This is a genomic window from Bacillus sp. M6-12 (genome assembly GCF_002860285.1).
In the GTDB taxonomy this organism is placed as follows: domain Bacteria; phylum Bacillota; class Bacilli; order Bacillales; family DSM-1321; genus Peribacillus.
Genome location: NZ_PGVF01000001.1, coordinates 1 through 14,143, shown reverse-complemented (window position 1 = coordinate 14,143; position 14,143 = coordinate 1). Strand labels below are relative to the sequence as shown.

Sequence of the window (14,143 nt, the reverse complement as noted above, 5' to 3'; positions counted from 1 at the left end):
ATTCAGAAGAAGAGAGTGACAACACCCTCATTCTTCCACAATCACTTCCGTTTTGCTCTCCTTTAAAAAGTCAAAACGAATATCTTTTATATCCACCAAAGACAGAATTTCTACTTGAAAACCTCTTGCGTGTTCAAGAGCGATTGCCTTATAAGCATTAGGCACTTGTTTGTGTACAAAGCCTAACAATCTTCCTTCTTTCTTCTTAAACTCTTTTTGGTTTTGAAGGTGAGAAGGAATCAATGACCATAGACGCTGAAATTCTTTTTCAGTATATTTGTCAATGAAAGGTTCTTTCCCGAAGGCTTTGGAAAGCAAGGCTTCTTCTAACTCTGTCTTTTTGTTTTTTGATAGCTTATCGTCAATTAATGGAGCAATTTCTTCTTTCACCAATTGTTTGAACTCCATATGATTCTCTATTTCTTCTTTAGAAAAAAGAATTTCTTTTGGAATTAATGACAAATGGTGTTCCACATCTTTTTTCAAAGATTGGATATACTCCCAAATCACATTCGCAATATCATAAACAAGAGGCTTTACGACATCTGGTACTTTCGCAATGAAATCATCAAATGTATCCTGAACAATCTGTTCAAAGACAACTTTTGGTGAATTTGCAACACCAATAACTTTGTGAATTTCACAATAGTCTTCGCATTTCAATTTGAACATAAGTTCTTCTTTCAGCGTTTTAACCGTAAAGACCCAACCCTCTTTTTTATCTGCAGGGTGTAGCTCTTTGTTTTGAGCTTCCTCTATCAATTCAGATAATGCTTTGTTTTCAACCTCTGGTGTTGGAATTTTATACATAAGTCCGAAAAACTGAACAATTGTATCTTCAAAATACATTCCGTTTAATGTGCTTCGCATATTGGTTAAAACCATTTTTTCTTCACCTTGATAGTCAATAACAATGCGGTTTTCAGGATAAATAGCTTCAAAAATAAAAGTGATATGAGATGGCATATCATCCAAAAAGGCTTGATAGTGTTTAGAAAGAAACGCCTTCGCCCATTGTGCTTGACTGCTTTCCATAGAGCCTGGTGTTGCTACAATAATTTGACCATTGTATTTCGTTACACTGACCATACTTCCGTCTTCTTTGTTTTTAATTACTATCTCTTTTGCTTCTTTTAACAATTGAGTAATTCTCTCAACAGAAGTAAAAGGTTTCTCGTTAAAATTAAAGAATTTACGATAAGGTGAAGCAACTAACTCCATTCTTCTAAGGTCAACAATGACACCTCTTGTTTCCATGTAAAACTCATTCCACAAATCGTAAAAAGAAACTTCTTTGCCATATTTAAAAACAATCAGTTCTCCTACTTGCATAGAAGATACATGGCGAGTCATTTCTAAAAAGAGGAGTTTCATCTTGTTAATGTCTTCTTGATACAAAGAGCGATAAGATTCAAAATCCCCTCTCTCATACACTTTTTTCATTTTTTCACGTAATGGAATTGATTCTTCTTCAAATGCACTTGCTGAAATCAGACCTTCCAAATTCATAATGTGATAATCGGCATTTTTATCTTCGAGACGTTTCATGACGCTTTCTAACAGTGTCCGATTTTCAGTTGTATCATCAATTTTACTTTGACTTAATAATTCAATCCATTCATCATAGACTATAGTCAAATTCTTGTTTTTAAAAAGTGGTTGAACCAATTGTTTAACAGTCGAAAGAACAACCACTGGTACATTCCAATGATTCATCATCATAAACGCCCCCCTTTGTTGTGTATGTGTTATGTAGTCAATTTTCATACATTCATTGACTATAAAATACGGACTTCTGTCATTATTATATCGTTTTTCACCTTGAAGGTCAATTTTATTTTCTATTTTGCACCGCATAAAAAAAAGACACCTCTAAGGGTGTCTGATTTTTTCATGGAGTTATGTACCATCCCCCCAGGCCTTACGGCCTGGGGCGTGGTGAATCGGTGTAGTAAAAAAAAGGTTTGTTGGATGACCTCCCAACTGAGGTGAACCAGTAGTCGTGTTTGTTGTACAGCTTAATTCGATTTCAGTTGTTTGATACATTTACTACACCTCTCCTTTTGTAGATAAATTTTTCATTCACCTTATTCTTAAAGCATTTCGTTAGTGCTATGGTATATTACATTATAGACGAAACCACTCAAGATATTACTCAGGTTTTTTCGTTTTTTTGTTACTTTTAAAAACCCTTATCGAAGGTTTAGTTGAGCCATTTGAACTAATCGCTTCGTGATTTCTCCACCAACAGAGCCATTAGCACGAGATGTTGTATCTGCACCAAGATTTACTCCAAACTCACTTGCAATCTCGTATTTCATTTGTTGAAGAGCTTGTTCTGCACCAGGTACTAATAAACTATTTGAATGATTACGTGCCATATATATCTCCTCTTTTCTGTATAAAGATTTTTCTGATATATAAACTATACCAGTTAGTTATAGTGTGGATAAGGGTTTTGTTGTCTATCCCTGTTAATATTCACCAATATTTAGTTTTAAATAAAAAAGAGAGGAAATTCCTCTCTTATGTTAATAGGCTTGAATGAAGTTCCTCATATTCTTCTCTTTTTTCTTGTGCATAAGGATTATCCTCTTCTGGTTTAAATAGGTTATCGAGTAATTCCTCTAATGTTTTCCCTACTCCGAACCTCATGTTGGTTAATCTATCTCCAAATGAATTATCCATATGATAAGCAGTTGCTTCATAAGTCATTCCATATCCTCTTCCTTTGGCTTTACACTCAATGGAAATGTTCCAACCCTCTTCCATTTTTTGCTTTAATCTTTCTTCACCAGTTGCACGAATTGGTTTAAAATCCAATAGAGGGAAGGTAGACTCTTGTTGATTTTCTGTCCGTTTGGAAGGGTGAGTGGGTTTCGCAAACACTTCTTTATTTCGCTTACAGTCTAATTTGAAGTGAGTGGCTAAAGAGAACGTATTAAAGCAAAGTTCTTTCGCTGAACGCTTATTTCCTACAAAACTAAGTCCATAAACAGACAACAAATCTTCCAGTGATACGTGCTCTTTTTTCAATCCTAACCGATAGGTCATTTCATTTTGGATATTCCAATACTGATAGCTCATGATTTTATGAAAATCTCTTATTTTTGATTTGTAATGACTTTGTTTGAAGTCTTCCATAAAGTTTTTCATATCATTCGGTTCAAATGTAACAAATTTTGTTTCATACGGATTTTGAACCCATTCTTCAAAAGAATGAAGTAATTCATATAAGGATTTTGTGTAATTATCTCTATCTATCTCATATTCAAAGTGAGATAAAATCTTTAAATCCTCATTCGTTTTGAGTCCTACTACTTTTTTTACTTTTCCTACTTCTAATTCTTCTTTGCTTCTGTCTACATTAAAGAAAATAAAGCCCATTTTTTTCACGTATTACGCCTCCTTTTTATCAGTTCTTCTCGACTTTTTATTCATTATAGTTCATTCCCTTTTTCTCTAACAGGCTTTTTCTGGTCTATCGTTCTCAACAAAAGGACATTCCTTTTTAAACAAAAAAGGAGAGGGATGTCCCTCTCCTTCTTATCCTGCACTTTGTTTTTTTACTAATTTATCAATTTCTTCTACAATTCGATTCGCCCCATCATATTCAGGGTAGAGGACAGGAATATCTAACTTTTCGTCTTTTATTTTCCACATATTATCATGGGAGACGAAATTTCCAATAACCACAACAATGTCTTTATCCTTAATGGATGATTTAATCTTTGTCCAAGGGTCATATCCATCTATCACTTCTGCTCGATATCCACTTTTGTATAGAGACATTTTATAAGTGTTTTCATATGTGATTTTTCCTACTATCAAGATTTCCTTTTCAACTTCAATATTTTTAAGGCTATTCTTCTTGTAAGTAGACACTTTGGGAGAAGCAGACAATATTCTCCGTTCTTCTGTATCTGAATACACCATTTCTCCTTTTTTAATCATCATATAGTTATTAAACTCGTCAACAATAATAACTTCCCCTTCACGAAAAGAGAAATGTTCAGGTATCTCATTTACAATCACGACTTCTCCTGACAGTTTTCGGATAAAGACGATATCATCCTTGATTTCCACAGTACCATGTTCTGACTTCTTGTAAAAATGAGAAAATGTATAAAATTTAGGAGAATAATACACATGGATAATTTGATTTTCTTTTACACAAAGAATTTGCTGTTCCTGTACTTGTTCCTCACCAATTTCTATATCTTTAAACTCTTCAACATTCGTTTCAATGTTTCTTACTAACAATCCATTTGGAAAGACCTTTAGCACATAATATGCCACTTGACCTTTCGCTTTGATGGAATCCATATAATGGTTAGCGTTATGCTTGAACGAACGGTAAAACCGCAATAATTGTCCTCTACTGTTGACGGAGACAACTTGATTTTCTTTTAACTGAATACGCAAAGAATGAACTTCTATTTTTTTAGTATCCCATACCGCCTTCATTAAATAGGGTTCATTGTTTCGATAGATAACTGAGCCGAAATCGGAAATTAGATAATCACGTTCATTTTCATCAAATTTATAGCCATATGACCACTTAAAGACACCATCTGCTTGAACTTTTACAAATTGCCATTGTCCTATATAGACATTTTCAGGTATCTCGTTTATCTCTATTCTTGAACCATCTGCAAACACAACATAGTGAATATCGTTTTCTATTAAACAATATCCAACTTTTTGCTCCATTCTTTCTTCTTCTGGTTCTTGAATTTCTTCCACTTTCTTCTTCTCTAATTCCTTATTCCTTTTGTACTCTTCAATAAAAGGTTCAAGATATTGATAAAGAGTTTCAGTAAAACCACTTATTTCAATAAATTCTTCAACATGTGTTTCAATGGTTTTTGATTCTAAATGCTCCATTTTTCTTTTTAACATCGTAATTTCATGGTCTTTCTCCTTTTCAACTGCCTTTGCTACAGCTAATTGCTGTTGGTATCCATCTATTGATTTTGTATAAAATGCTTGATTTTCTTTCTTTATTTTCTCAATGTCTTTTTCATATTGGGTAAGTTGCTTATCTTTCTTTTGAAGGTCTGCCTGTAACCGATTGATTAAATCTTCTTGAAGTTTTTCCTTTTTCTGATATTTAGCGGTATCCCATTCTTTTTTTAATGTCTTCAACTCACCAATTAACTGTTTGTTTGATTCTTTTGCTTTTGAAAGAGCATCTTCTTTTTTTCGATATTCTTCTTCACTCTTTTTTAACGCCCACTCTTTCTTTTTTAGGAGACTTTCCTGTTCTTTTCGCTTCTTTTCTTCTATCTCTTCAAATTGGTCTAATAGTAAACAAAAATTATTATCACGAAAATCTATCATAATAGTTGAATAATCTAAAATATGTTCCAAGACATAATCAATTTTCCCCATAAGGGTAACTAAGCCTAATGTATTTAATATCGGGCGATTTTGATAAAGAATCCGCTTCTGGAATTCGTCAATGACGTTTTTCTTGTTCAGGAGCTTTCCTGATATTAAATCTTCCTGAATCTTATGTATTTTCTTAGAGAACATCATGGAGGTAAATCGCTCAATAATCTGTAACTTGGAATGGAACAAAATAAAATCAGAATCAAGTGTATGTTGATAAATTGACCTATAAACAAAGTTCGATAAATTAGAAATATCAAATTTAGAAACAATCATTTCCACGATTTCTTCTTTGGGTATTTTTTTTAGTTTCCCACCAATCGTTCGTTGCATATCTCTTAAAAAATAATCAATATCATCACCTTGATAAAGCCTATCAAAGTCTACTTCATCATCTTGTGAAGCTAAAAACAGTAAAAATAACAATTCTTTTTTCTCTAATTCATTGAGAAAACCTTCTAAATCAAAGTCTCTCTTTTCCAGATAGCTTATTATCATTTTTCTATCTCCTTTCGCATGATACTTCTACTGTAACTTAAATAATGGTCAGTTTCCAACTACTATTGTTTCATTTGTTTACCTTTTTTACAAATAACAGTATTTTCTAAAAGGAAGGGGGTATTATCATTATAACCATTCCCATAAGAGCTAAACGAATAGAACGGTATCTCTAATAAAGTTTGGATAAAAACTTTATTATAAAAGAAAAGAGCTATCACCATTATTAGTGACAACCCTTTCTTAATTTACTCTTGTTCTTGATTTACTCCTCTCTTAACGTGCCAACCGCATATAGTCTTTGCGTCTCCAACTGCTTGACCAAGAATTTTCATTCTCCTTGTTTACACGTCTGCAGAACTTTTTAGTTAAAGTTTTATGCTCTCCCCAAAAGTCGCCACAAACTGTATTCCAGATGTCCATATACACAGTGTCATACTTCGCTCCCTTTTCAGGTTTAAAGTCAAATACGTCACACTGGATAATTTCTACCTTATCGTTCAGTGGAAGTTGAGAAGCAACTAAATCCATTACTTCTTGATATTTCTCGACAACTGTAATTTTCGTTACTTCAGGCTTATCCTGAATGGCTAATAGAATCATACCTAATCCCAATCCACCAATTAAAACATGTCCATTTGCATTTTCATACAAATCCATATTGGTTTCACGTTCCATTTGTGTATCACTCATTACAACCCCATCAAAAGATTTAGTTTTGTCTACGAGCTTCACATATGTTCCAGGCAAAAATTCACTGTATTCTCCATATCTATCTCTGACTTGAGCAAACTTTACTTCTTGTTCTGTTACAGTAAAGTGTTCCAGCTTAAATCGTTCACCTTCACGTTCTTCTAAAACCGTTGCCATATCTGTAAACATTTCATATTTCTTTTTAATTCTCTCTACACGTTCTTGTTCCCAATTCATAAAAAATCGCTCCTTTAATAAGTAAAAGTATCTTTCCCCTGTTTTTTGTAAATCCCTATATTCTACACATTTTCTAAAGAAATTATTTTATCAAGAAAAACCTTATAAATCCTTTACTATCAAGGAATTAGAGCGTTTATAACTTTCGGAAAACATAAACCTATATAGGGGGCAAAAACTTGACCCTTTTTTATGTAAAACGCAGTTAGTTAAAAAGGTTTTTGCTTATTAAAAAACGAATCTAAGATGTAAATGTATCTAAATTACAATTAAAATATCTACCATCCCTCTTAAAACAAAGACTTTTAACATTCGCCTATGCGAATAGACCAAAACCTTTCTTTTGCACTATCTAAATATGTAAAAAAGGGAGAACCATCTCTCCCTTAATCTTTAAAACTAATACTAAGAACTTTGTCTAAAAATTCAATGGATGTGGTTTTCACTATCCCATTATTATAAACGATAGCAATATCTTCATCTGTTTGTATTTGAATGGACTTAATATCTATGTTTTTTTCATAAGCTAAATAATGAAGTTCTGAAAGAAGATGTTGTAAATCAGCTTTTCGTAAAGGTTCATTGGTTTCCGTTGCAATCCGTTGAGAGTAGCCATCAATGAGCAATTGACTATCTACTTCAATTTCTTCTGTAAACTCCAATAAAAATGGATACCGCTCCAGCCCAAAATGAGTAATTAACTCCCTTATGTAAGAGAATGTAAACATAGCTTGACTAACATGTAACATAGCCATTTTAGTAAAAATCTCTTTCCATGTAAGACCTTCTTCGTGATATTGGATAACCGCATAATTTTCTGCTGGAAAATAAAGGTCTTCTGGTTGATAAAGGTCTTTTAATTGAGAAATGGTCATATCTCTTTTTTGTTCATATAAACGATAGATTTTATAAGTTTTCATGGTTCTGATTCCTTTCCTTTTAGAAAATGCCTCTCACAACGGAGAAGCATCCTTTTGATGGGGTTATTTGGACTTTAATTCAATTGTGTGAGAACGAATGACACGATGGTTTTGGTCAAGGGCTAACATGACAAGTTGAGTTGAGCCATTCTCTAAGGGGATTTCTTCAATTTGATGGTCTTGAACATTGGTATCGTATTCAAAATTATCGTCAATAAAGTTTTTGTATAAAGCATTTAGATTTAAAACTCCATTACAGATGGCATTACTCAAGATATAATGCCCCACCAATTCTTTCCCAATATCTATTAGAAAATATTTATCTTCTTTATAGATGCACGTATTTATATCTATCTTTTTCTCTTTAAACATAAGCGTTTTCAGCACATTTTTCCCTCCTGTTCTATTCATAGTTATTTATTCAAAATGTCCTTTATTGTTTTAGTCATGAGAGGTTAATTTGATAAGTGTTTTTTCGTCTTTTGAATTATATTTCATCACCGTTTTTAAGTGAATTATTTTTCGTAAAAAATGTACGCATAAAAAAAGAGTATGTGAAGGGGGAGGACACATACTCTCTTTAAGGGAGATTTCATGTTACATTCAATATAATATATACAAAAGGGGGAGAGTGATAAACCTTTCCAGAGACCGTTATTTTTTCGTTCTAACTTCTCTTTATTTGTTTACCTCTATAAATAGATTATATCAAAAACATAGACTATAGTCAATAAAAATTTGCTTAATAACCAGCAAAAAGAGTTCGATTCAGAACTCTTTTCATCGTTTCTTATAAAGTAACAGTATGACCGTTAATTAAGACAGGAACAAAACAATACCCTTTTTTTCCTTCAGAAGAAAAAGGTTTTAATACTCCATAAGATTCTTTCGTAACTTTAGACTGAAAAAGAAGGAAAAACCCCTCTTGCTCTGATTTTTGGATAGCTTCGACTAAAGTTGTCAGTTCAATTCCTGCAATCGTTTTATTTTCAATGGTTTGACATTGTACCATAATGGTTTCCCCCTTATCATAAGAAATTCGTTTCACAAGGCGAAGGCGATAAAAAAAGTACGAAAACCAAGTTTATTTACTTAGAGTTCCGTACTTATGTACTAAGATAACGATAGGGATTTTTACCCTATATATAGCCTACGCACGATAAGAAGCGTACTCACATTATCGCTGACCCATTTGAGGCTACTGTAACGTCTGTGTCTACCTATTCCACCACGCTGTCTGTATATTTTCAGTATTATAGTATTTTTAGTAGTTAAATTATTACTTCATTCACTATCAATACGAAAAACCAACTAACAACCATCCTTGGTTTTTTGCCTCCATCCTTGGAGAAGTTGGTACATTTATTATACCAAATAAATTAGACTATAGTCAATGATTTATTTTCAAAAAGATAAAAGAAAAGGACTCCCTTTAACGGAAGCCCTTTTTCTCAATCCCCACCAATTGAGTACGTTACAAAGGTCTCGGTAAGCTACTTGCCATAACTTACCCTTATGGGGAAAGTCGCTTCGACCCTCCTCACTCCCTCTGCAACTATTTCCCTGAACCGAATGAACTGGCAAGTATCTTCGGCTCACCTATACCAAAATATCTAATGTCTTAGATTTCTACGACCCAACCATCGTAGTGCTAACAACTGTAAGCAGAGTTACTATACAGCGTTATCCCTTCCTAAGTCTTCTCTGGAATCTCTCGGACTCTGCTAACCCATCCAGTCCATCACTTAGGCTTCTCCCTATCCGCTCAACTGTCCACCCGTTCACTTGTTCAATCCGTTCCATTACGAACATTCCGAACCATCCAAACTACACGAACAATATTGCTTTACCACTACCAACCCTCAGATAGCAGAAGGATATGTCTATGAGCATTAAGGGCTTGTTTGCCCTGCTCGTTCCACCCACTTAAGGGGGTTTTCCAATACCCTTGTCCCACACCCTTCTTTAAAGTCCATTGTGGGAGTTCCAGTGTTTTATTCTACTGAAAAAGGAATGATTTATTCCACATTCCTTTAGTCAATCAGTTCAATATAAGACGTAACCAGCTTTCCGTTCTTGTCATACCCTTCTTTATAAAGGACTTTGACTTTTCCACCTTCATTTACTTTATTGTAAAGGTCTTTATCTTCAAATTCCGTTACAATATCTTTGTATTGAAGTGTCACTTCGTATTCTTCTGGTTTAGTTTTTTTCTTTTTTACATTTTTACCATTTTCTTTCACCGTTTTATAAGTAGTTTTAGGTGCATCATACTCTTTTTCAAGAACGGTTGCTGTGACCGTTTTTGTTTTGTATTCTTCCACACATCCTACTAATACGGTAGCTGTAAAAATAAACAAAATGGAAAGTATCCAATATTTTTTCTTCAAAAGGAAATCCACCTCTTATTAATGTAATTGGAATAATGATGGACTCTACTGGAATCGAACCAGTGACCGCTCGGTTATGAGCCGAGTGCTCTACGCTACTGAGCTAAGAGTCCAAATAATACGGGAGTGACAGGAGTCGAACCTGCAACCGAAGACTTAGAAGGTCTTTGCTCTATCCATTGAGCTACACCCCCAAAATGGGATTTGGTACAGGAAGAGGGACTTGAACCCTCACGCTCCAAGGAGCAACGGATTTTAAGTCCGTTGTGTCTGCCGATTCCACCATTCCTGCAAGGTGATATTTGGTACTCTTATAATATAACAAATTCATAGACTTTAGTCAACAGTTATTTACATAAAATTTATGAGTTTATTTTTATCAACCGTTAATCCAAGGTATATAATAAAAGGATTTTATATAGAAATGGCGTTTCTTTGGAAACACTTTATTTAAAGGAGAGATTTATTGATGGAACAATTATTAGAAGGAAATCTACCGAGTATTGCAAAAAGTTTGGAACGTATTGCAAATGCGTTAGAATCGACACCAGTGGAGAACGTGAAAACCATACAAGAAATTGTAAAAGAGGAAATACAAGACATACAGGATAACGTATCACCTGAAGAGTTATTTCTACAGAAAGTGGAGAATTTACATTCTGCTTTTAAAGATGTTGTTGATTCATTTGCTAATGGGGAAGCAAAAAATGTCAATTATATGGAGAAATACCCTTTTGAGGCGTTCAGTGTAGTGGAATTATCTTTATCTGTTCAAGATTGGGTAGGTTCTATTCGTCATGATGTATTAAAGAAAGAGGACTGATTATCAGCCCTCTTTTTTGTTTTGTTTCCAAAATCCATAACCAAATGGAATTTGAATAATATTATTTTCTTTAAATACTTTATCTTCATATCCTTCGTCAAATAAACCAGGATAATCAGAAGGACTGTGAAGAATGGTTTCAATTTTCACTTCTTCAAATCCAAACTTTTCTTTCATGAGATTTGCAATCATTTCATGATTATATTTGGTTTTCCCTTCTTCATGGTAAAGAGAGATACACGTATTAAACATATTCAAAAAGTCTTTCTGTGGGATTTTCTCTTTGTGTTGAAAAAGAACAGGTATTTTATCTCCTTGTGTTAGCATGTATTGATACAACGCAGATACTCCTTTTATTAGTTTTGTGATTTAATTGGCAACAGCATGTGCTTATACGATTTGTTTCCTACCCCTTCTAAAATGACAGGGTTTATGGCATTAATAAGGTTAAAGGCAACTCTGTCTTCTTTTATTGCTTGTAAAGCTGAAATTAAATAGGAGACATTAAACGTAATTTCAATAGCTTGTCCTATCATATTGGTATCCAGTGTTTCTTCTACATTTCCTGATTCAGAGGCAATATTAATCTCTAACAAGTCATCTTCTGCTTTTAAAGAAACTAAAGCAATTTTATCCTTTGGAATAAAGATAGAAGCTCTTTCTAATACTGCCAGTAAAGGTTCTTTATCTATCATGATTCGGGTAGATTGCTTCAACCCAAAGATTCGTTTATAGTTTAAAAATTCTCCATTCATAAATGTTGTCAAAACCCTAACTCCATTCACTTCAAAAATGGCTTCTTTTTCAGACATAAACACGTTCATAAAGGACTTCTTGTTAGAAGAAAGCACTTTCCCTATTCCAGCCAATGAATCAACTGGAATAATAGATTCTCCATTTTCTGTTAAGTGTTCAACAGAAGTCATCTTTAAAGACATGCGATGTCCATCTGTTGAGACCATTGTTAAATATCCTTCTTCAACTTTAAAAAGGACACCAGATAAAACAGGTCTGCTTTCGTTTTTTAATGTAGAAAAAGAAACTTGCTTAATGCTTTCCATGAAGGAATCTCCATTAATCGTGAAAGTCGATTCTCCTTCACTCCATTCAATCACTGGATACTCTTCTGGGTCTGCTATTTTTAATTTGGTTTTAGAAGAATCAATTTCAACTACTAACTCTCCTGCTTCTATATAGAAACCAATCTCAACATCCTGTTTAGCTTTTAATTTGATTTTCTTTAGCAAACCATCTAATAGCTTGGCATCCACACAAACCTTCCCATCTGATTCAATGGTTGTCGCTTCTGTTTCAGATTGAATACTAATAACGGTATCCGTTGCTGTAACAAAAACCTTCCCTTTTTCTTTATTTACTTCAATTAAAAAGTTTTTTAAGATAGGCTGGTTCGTTTTAGAAGGGATTCCTTTTAGAACTTGACCTATATGATTCGCAAATTGTCGTTTGCTGATTGTAAATTTCACATTTTTTCCTCCTTTAGCGTTCTCATGTTGACTATAAACTATATTATAGTGTTTATTGACTAAAAAGTAAACGAACGATAAAAGGGAAATCTTGTTCCTTTATGTAAAAAAGACAATAAAAAAAGAGAGGATAGCATTGTATCCTCTCAGTTTCCCTTATTGCAAGTAAGTTCTCCCCCTCAAAAGAACACAACTTGCGAAGCGAACGCCATAATCCCAAGTGAAACACGTTCTAATAGTTTAGGAACTTTAAACTTAATGTCCTCACTTTCATTTACAATTACGCATCCTGCTTTGAAAAACAGATACACTAACAAGATGATACCTACCTTTAGTATCATATAGTCCTCTCCCTTTTTAATGTATTTGAAACACTCCATATGTAAGAGTATGTTTCACCTTATTTATCTCCGTTTCTACATTATATGCACATGATATTCAATCAATAAAAAAATAGTACGTCACCGTTATGTAGATATGTTATTCCTTTTTTCATTGACTATATGCTATAATGTTCCTGTAATCTACTATATATCATTTTTATGGAATTGTCAAAGAACATCTTTCAACTGTCATAAAAAAATCTATATTTCATTTTTGAATAACCAAAAATAAATTAACTAAAGGAGTGAACTTTTGTATGTTAGTGGCTGAATTAATCAAAGAAGTAGCATTTGAAGAAGTAAAAAAAGAATTAGTTATAACAAGTAAAGGTTTTGAGAAGGTGCTTTCTCAATTTGAAAATTATTATGAAGGACTAAAAAATACAGAGTTATCGTTAGAACCACAACACAGTAAAATTCAAGTAAGTCGTGAATATTTTGACGTTTCTTATTTTATTGGAACAGAAAAGAAAGATGCAGTGGAAGACGTAACTACATTTGTACCAGCAGAATTAATTTTAGCGTCACAAGTAGCCGATGAAGACCTTGTTGATTTAGAAAAACCACTTATTGTTTCAGGTCTTTTATGTCTATTGACTTTTAATGGAACGTGCTTTTCAGAAGAAGAAAGACAAGCAGAAGTGGATTCTTTGAAGCAACATATCGCTGATGTAAACGAATAAGAACGGAAGGTGGTGTTCAGTATTTTAGCATCTTCATTATTGGAGAATTATCTCTCTCAATTTAAGATGCAGAACAAACCATTTCAGTATATTCTTCTTCATCCTATCCCTTGCAAAATAGACCAAAGTTACTTAACGGATGATAAAAACACAAAAAGAAATAGAGAATATCGGGGGTCTCATATTAGAAAAGTCGAATTAAAGGATACCCCTGTTCTCTCTTATGAGTTTTTACAAGAGGACAATAAGGAGCTTCAACTTTATTTTCCATCCATTTCGATTAGCTTGTCTATTGTTGACCATTATTTTGTAACGGAAAAAGTCCTTTTGTTTGAAAAGTCTAAAGAACTGGATATTGAACGCCTTTTTCATTATACCTTTAAAGAAGTGTTCTTTACTGTTCCTTTAAAATCAGAAACAATGGAACTTTTTCAAGAAAAGTTGACTTTTGCTATCTATGATTATATGGAGGAATTAGCAAGGGATATTATTAATGGGGAAGTTCTTTCTGAAGAGGGATTTGTCTTGCAATTACCCGAATGGCAAGTTGACCACGTTTTTGACGAAGACGTATTGTTGTTTGAACCATAAAAAAAGAGGAAGCCAAAAGGCTTCCCCAGACTGTAGACAAACTCGAT

The 14,143-nt window shown here is 33.4% G+C and carries 17 protein-coding genes and 3 tRNA genes; 3 read left to right on the top strand and 17 right to left on the bottom strand.

Annotated elements, in window-relative coordinates; all coding sequences use genetic code 11:
• Positions 1–27: 27 nt before the first annotated feature.
• The 14 genes from CVD28_RS00085 to CVD28_RS00030 all read right to left on the bottom strand — a co-directional run bounded on the left by CVD28_RS00085 (position 28) and on the right by CVD28_RS00030 (position 10,424).
• Positions 28–1,722 carry an RNA ligase gene (locus CVD28_RS00085; protein WP_180953810.1) on the bottom strand — a complete coding sequence of 565 codons (1,695 nt, stop codon included), beginning with the start codon at positions 1,720–1,722 and terminating at the stop codon, positions 28–30.
• Positions 1,723–1,899: 177 nt separating this feature from the next.
• Positions 1,900–2,046, bottom strand: coding sequence for a hypothetical protein (locus CVD28_RS27615; RefSeq protein ID WP_180953809.1), 147 nt, complete (start codon positions 2,044–2,046; stop codon positions 1,900–1,902).
• Between the two features lie 146 nt (positions 2,047–2,192).
• Positions 2,193–2,381, bottom strand: a complete 189-nt coding sequence (locus CVD28_RS00080; protein ID WP_101590216.1) for an alpha/beta-type small acid-soluble spore protein — start codon at positions 2,379–2,381, stop codon at positions 2,193–2,195.
• Between the two features lie 145 nt (positions 2,382–2,526).
• Complete coding sequence (locus tag CVD28_RS00075) at positions 2,527–3,396, bottom strand: hypothetical protein (protein WP_101590215.1); 870 nt, start codon at positions 3,394–3,396, stop codon at positions 2,527–2,529.
• A 150-nt stretch (positions 3,397–3,546) separates the two neighbouring features.
• Positions 3,547–5,892: a DUF2325 domain-containing protein gene (locus CVD28_RS00070; protein ID WP_101590214.1), complete on the bottom strand. Its 2,346-nt coding sequence runs from the start codon at positions 5,890–5,892 to the stop codon at positions 3,547–3,549.
• Between the two features lie 276 nt (positions 5,893–6,168).
• Positions 6,169–6,822 (bottom strand): hypothetical protein, encoded by a 654-nt coding sequence (locus tag CVD28_RS00065; RefSeq protein WP_101590213.1) that lies wholly within the window; start codon positions 6,820–6,822, stop codon positions 6,169–6,171.
• A 386-nt stretch (positions 6,823–7,208) separates the two neighbouring features.
• On the bottom strand, positions 7,209–7,742 hold the full coding sequence (locus tag CVD28_RS00060) for a hypothetical protein (protein WP_101590212.1): 534 nt from the start codon (positions 7,740–7,742) through the stop codon (positions 7,209–7,211).
• Between the two features lie 63 nt (positions 7,743–7,805).
• Positions 7,806–8,129: a hypothetical protein gene (locus CVD28_RS00055; RefSeq protein WP_101590211.1), complete on the bottom strand. Its 324-nt coding sequence runs from the start codon at positions 8,127–8,129 to the stop codon at positions 7,806–7,808.
• Between the two features lie 403 nt (positions 8,130–8,532).
• A complete protein-coding gene (locus tag CVD28_RS00050; protein ID WP_101590210.1) occupies positions 8,533–8,754 on the bottom strand; it encodes a hypothetical protein in 222 nt (73 codons plus the stop codon).
• Positions 8,755–9,425: 671 nt separating this feature from the next.
• Complete coding sequence (locus CVD28_RS28520) at positions 9,426–9,554, bottom strand: hypothetical protein (protein ID WP_257985714.1); 129 nt, start codon at positions 9,552–9,554, stop codon at positions 9,426–9,428.
• Positions 9,555–9,775: 221 nt separating this feature from the next.
• On the bottom strand, positions 9,776–10,132 hold the full coding sequence (locus CVD28_RS00045) for a hypothetical protein (RefSeq protein ID WP_101590209.1): 357 nt from the start codon (positions 10,130–10,132) through the stop codon (positions 9,776–9,778).
• A 39-nt stretch (positions 10,133–10,171) separates the two neighbouring features.
• A tRNA-Ile gene (locus CVD28_RS00040) sits at positions 10,172–10,245 on the bottom strand.
• A gap of 8 nt (positions 10,246–10,253) precedes the next feature.
• Positions 10,254–10,326: transfer RNA gene (locus CVD28_RS00035), tRNA-Arg, on the bottom strand.
• An 11-nt stretch (positions 10,327–10,337) separates the two neighbouring features.
• Positions 10,338–10,424, bottom strand: a tRNA-Leu gene (locus CVD28_RS00030).
• Between the two features lie 174 nt (positions 10,425–10,598).
• On the opposite strand from CVD28_RS00030, the gene CVD28_RS00025 reads away from it, so the two are divergent.
• Positions 10,599–10,955: a hypothetical protein gene (locus tag CVD28_RS00025; RefSeq protein WP_180953808.1), complete on the top strand. Its 357-nt coding sequence runs from the start codon at positions 10,599–10,601 to the stop codon at positions 10,953–10,955.
• A 3-nt stretch (positions 10,956–10,958) separates the two neighbouring features.
• On the opposite strand, the gene CVD28_RS00020 is transcribed toward CVD28_RS00025, so the two are convergent.
• The 3 genes from CVD28_RS00020 to CVD28_RS27610 form a co-directional block, all read right to left on the bottom strand.
• Positions 10,959–11,294, bottom strand: a complete 336-nt coding sequence (locus CVD28_RS00020) for a hypothetical protein (protein WP_101590207.1) — start codon at positions 11,292–11,294, stop codon at positions 10,959–10,961.
• 17 nt (positions 11,295–11,311) lie between these two features.
• Positions 11,312–12,439: a DNA polymerase III subunit beta gene (dnaN, locus tag CVD28_RS00015; RefSeq protein ID WP_180953807.1), complete on the bottom strand. Its 1,128-nt coding sequence runs from the start codon at positions 12,437–12,439 to the stop codon at positions 11,312–11,314.
• A gap of 179 nt (positions 12,440–12,618) precedes the next feature.
• Positions 12,619–12,780, bottom strand: coding sequence for a hypothetical protein (locus tag CVD28_RS27610; protein WP_180953806.1), 162 nt, complete (start codon positions 12,778–12,780; stop codon positions 12,619–12,621).
• Between the two features lie 299 nt (positions 12,781–13,079).
• Here CVD28_RS27610 and CVD28_RS00010 point away from each other — a divergent pair, with 299 nt between their 5' ends.
• Positions 13,080–13,505: a DUF6557 family protein gene (locus CVD28_RS00010; RefSeq protein WP_101590205.1), complete on the top strand. Its 426-nt coding sequence runs from the start codon at positions 13,080–13,082 to the stop codon at positions 13,503–13,505.
• 12 nt (positions 13,506–13,517) lie between these two features.
• On the top strand, positions 13,518–14,096 hold the full coding sequence (locus CVD28_RS00005; protein WP_142384695.1) for a hypothetical protein: 579 nt from the start codon (positions 13,518–13,520) through the stop codon (positions 14,094–14,096).
• Positions 14,097–14,143: the final 47 nt, after the last annotated feature.

Excerpts from the sequence above, each read along its gene's own strand:
- CVD28_RS00085 (WP_180953810.1), bottom strand. The coding sequence starts at position 1,722 with ATGATGATGAATCATTGGAATGTACCAGTGGTTGTTCTTTCGACTGTT.
- CVD28_RS27615 (WP_180953809.1), bottom strand. The coding sequence starts at position 2,046 with ATGTATCAAACAACTGAAATCGAATTAAGCTGTACAACAAACACGACT.
- CVD28_RS00080 (WP_101590216.1), bottom strand. The coding sequence starts at position 2,381 with ATGGCACGTAATCATTCAAATAGTTTATTAGTACCTGGTGCAGAACAA.
- CVD28_RS00070 (WP_101590214.1), bottom strand. The coding sequence starts at position 5,892 with ATGATAATAAGCTATCTGGAAAAGAGAGACTTTGATTTAGAAGGTTTT.
- CVD28_RS00065 (WP_101590213.1), bottom strand. The coding sequence starts at position 6,822 with ATGAATTGGGAACAAGAACGTGTAGAGAGAATTAAAAAGAAATATGAA.
- CVD28_RS00060 (WP_101590212.1), bottom strand. The coding sequence starts at position 7,742 with ATGAAAACTTATAAAATCTATCGTTTATATGAACAAAAAAGAGATATG.
- CVD28_RS00050 (WP_101590210.1), bottom strand. The coding sequence starts at position 8,754 with ATGGTACAATGTCAAACCATTGAAAATAAAACGATTGCAGGAATTGAA.
- CVD28_RS28520 (WP_257985714.1), bottom strand. The coding sequence starts at position 9,554 with ATGTTCGTAATGGAACGGATTGAACAAGTGAACGGGTGGACAGTTGAG.
- CVD28_RS27610 (WP_180953806.1), bottom strand. The coding sequence starts at position 12,780 with ATGATACTAAAGGTAGGTATCATCTTGTTAGTGTATCTGTTTTTCAAA.
- CVD28_RS00010 (WP_101590205.1), top strand. The coding sequence starts at position 13,080 with ATGTTAGTGGCTGAATTAATCAAAGAAGTAGCATTTGAAGAAGTAAAA.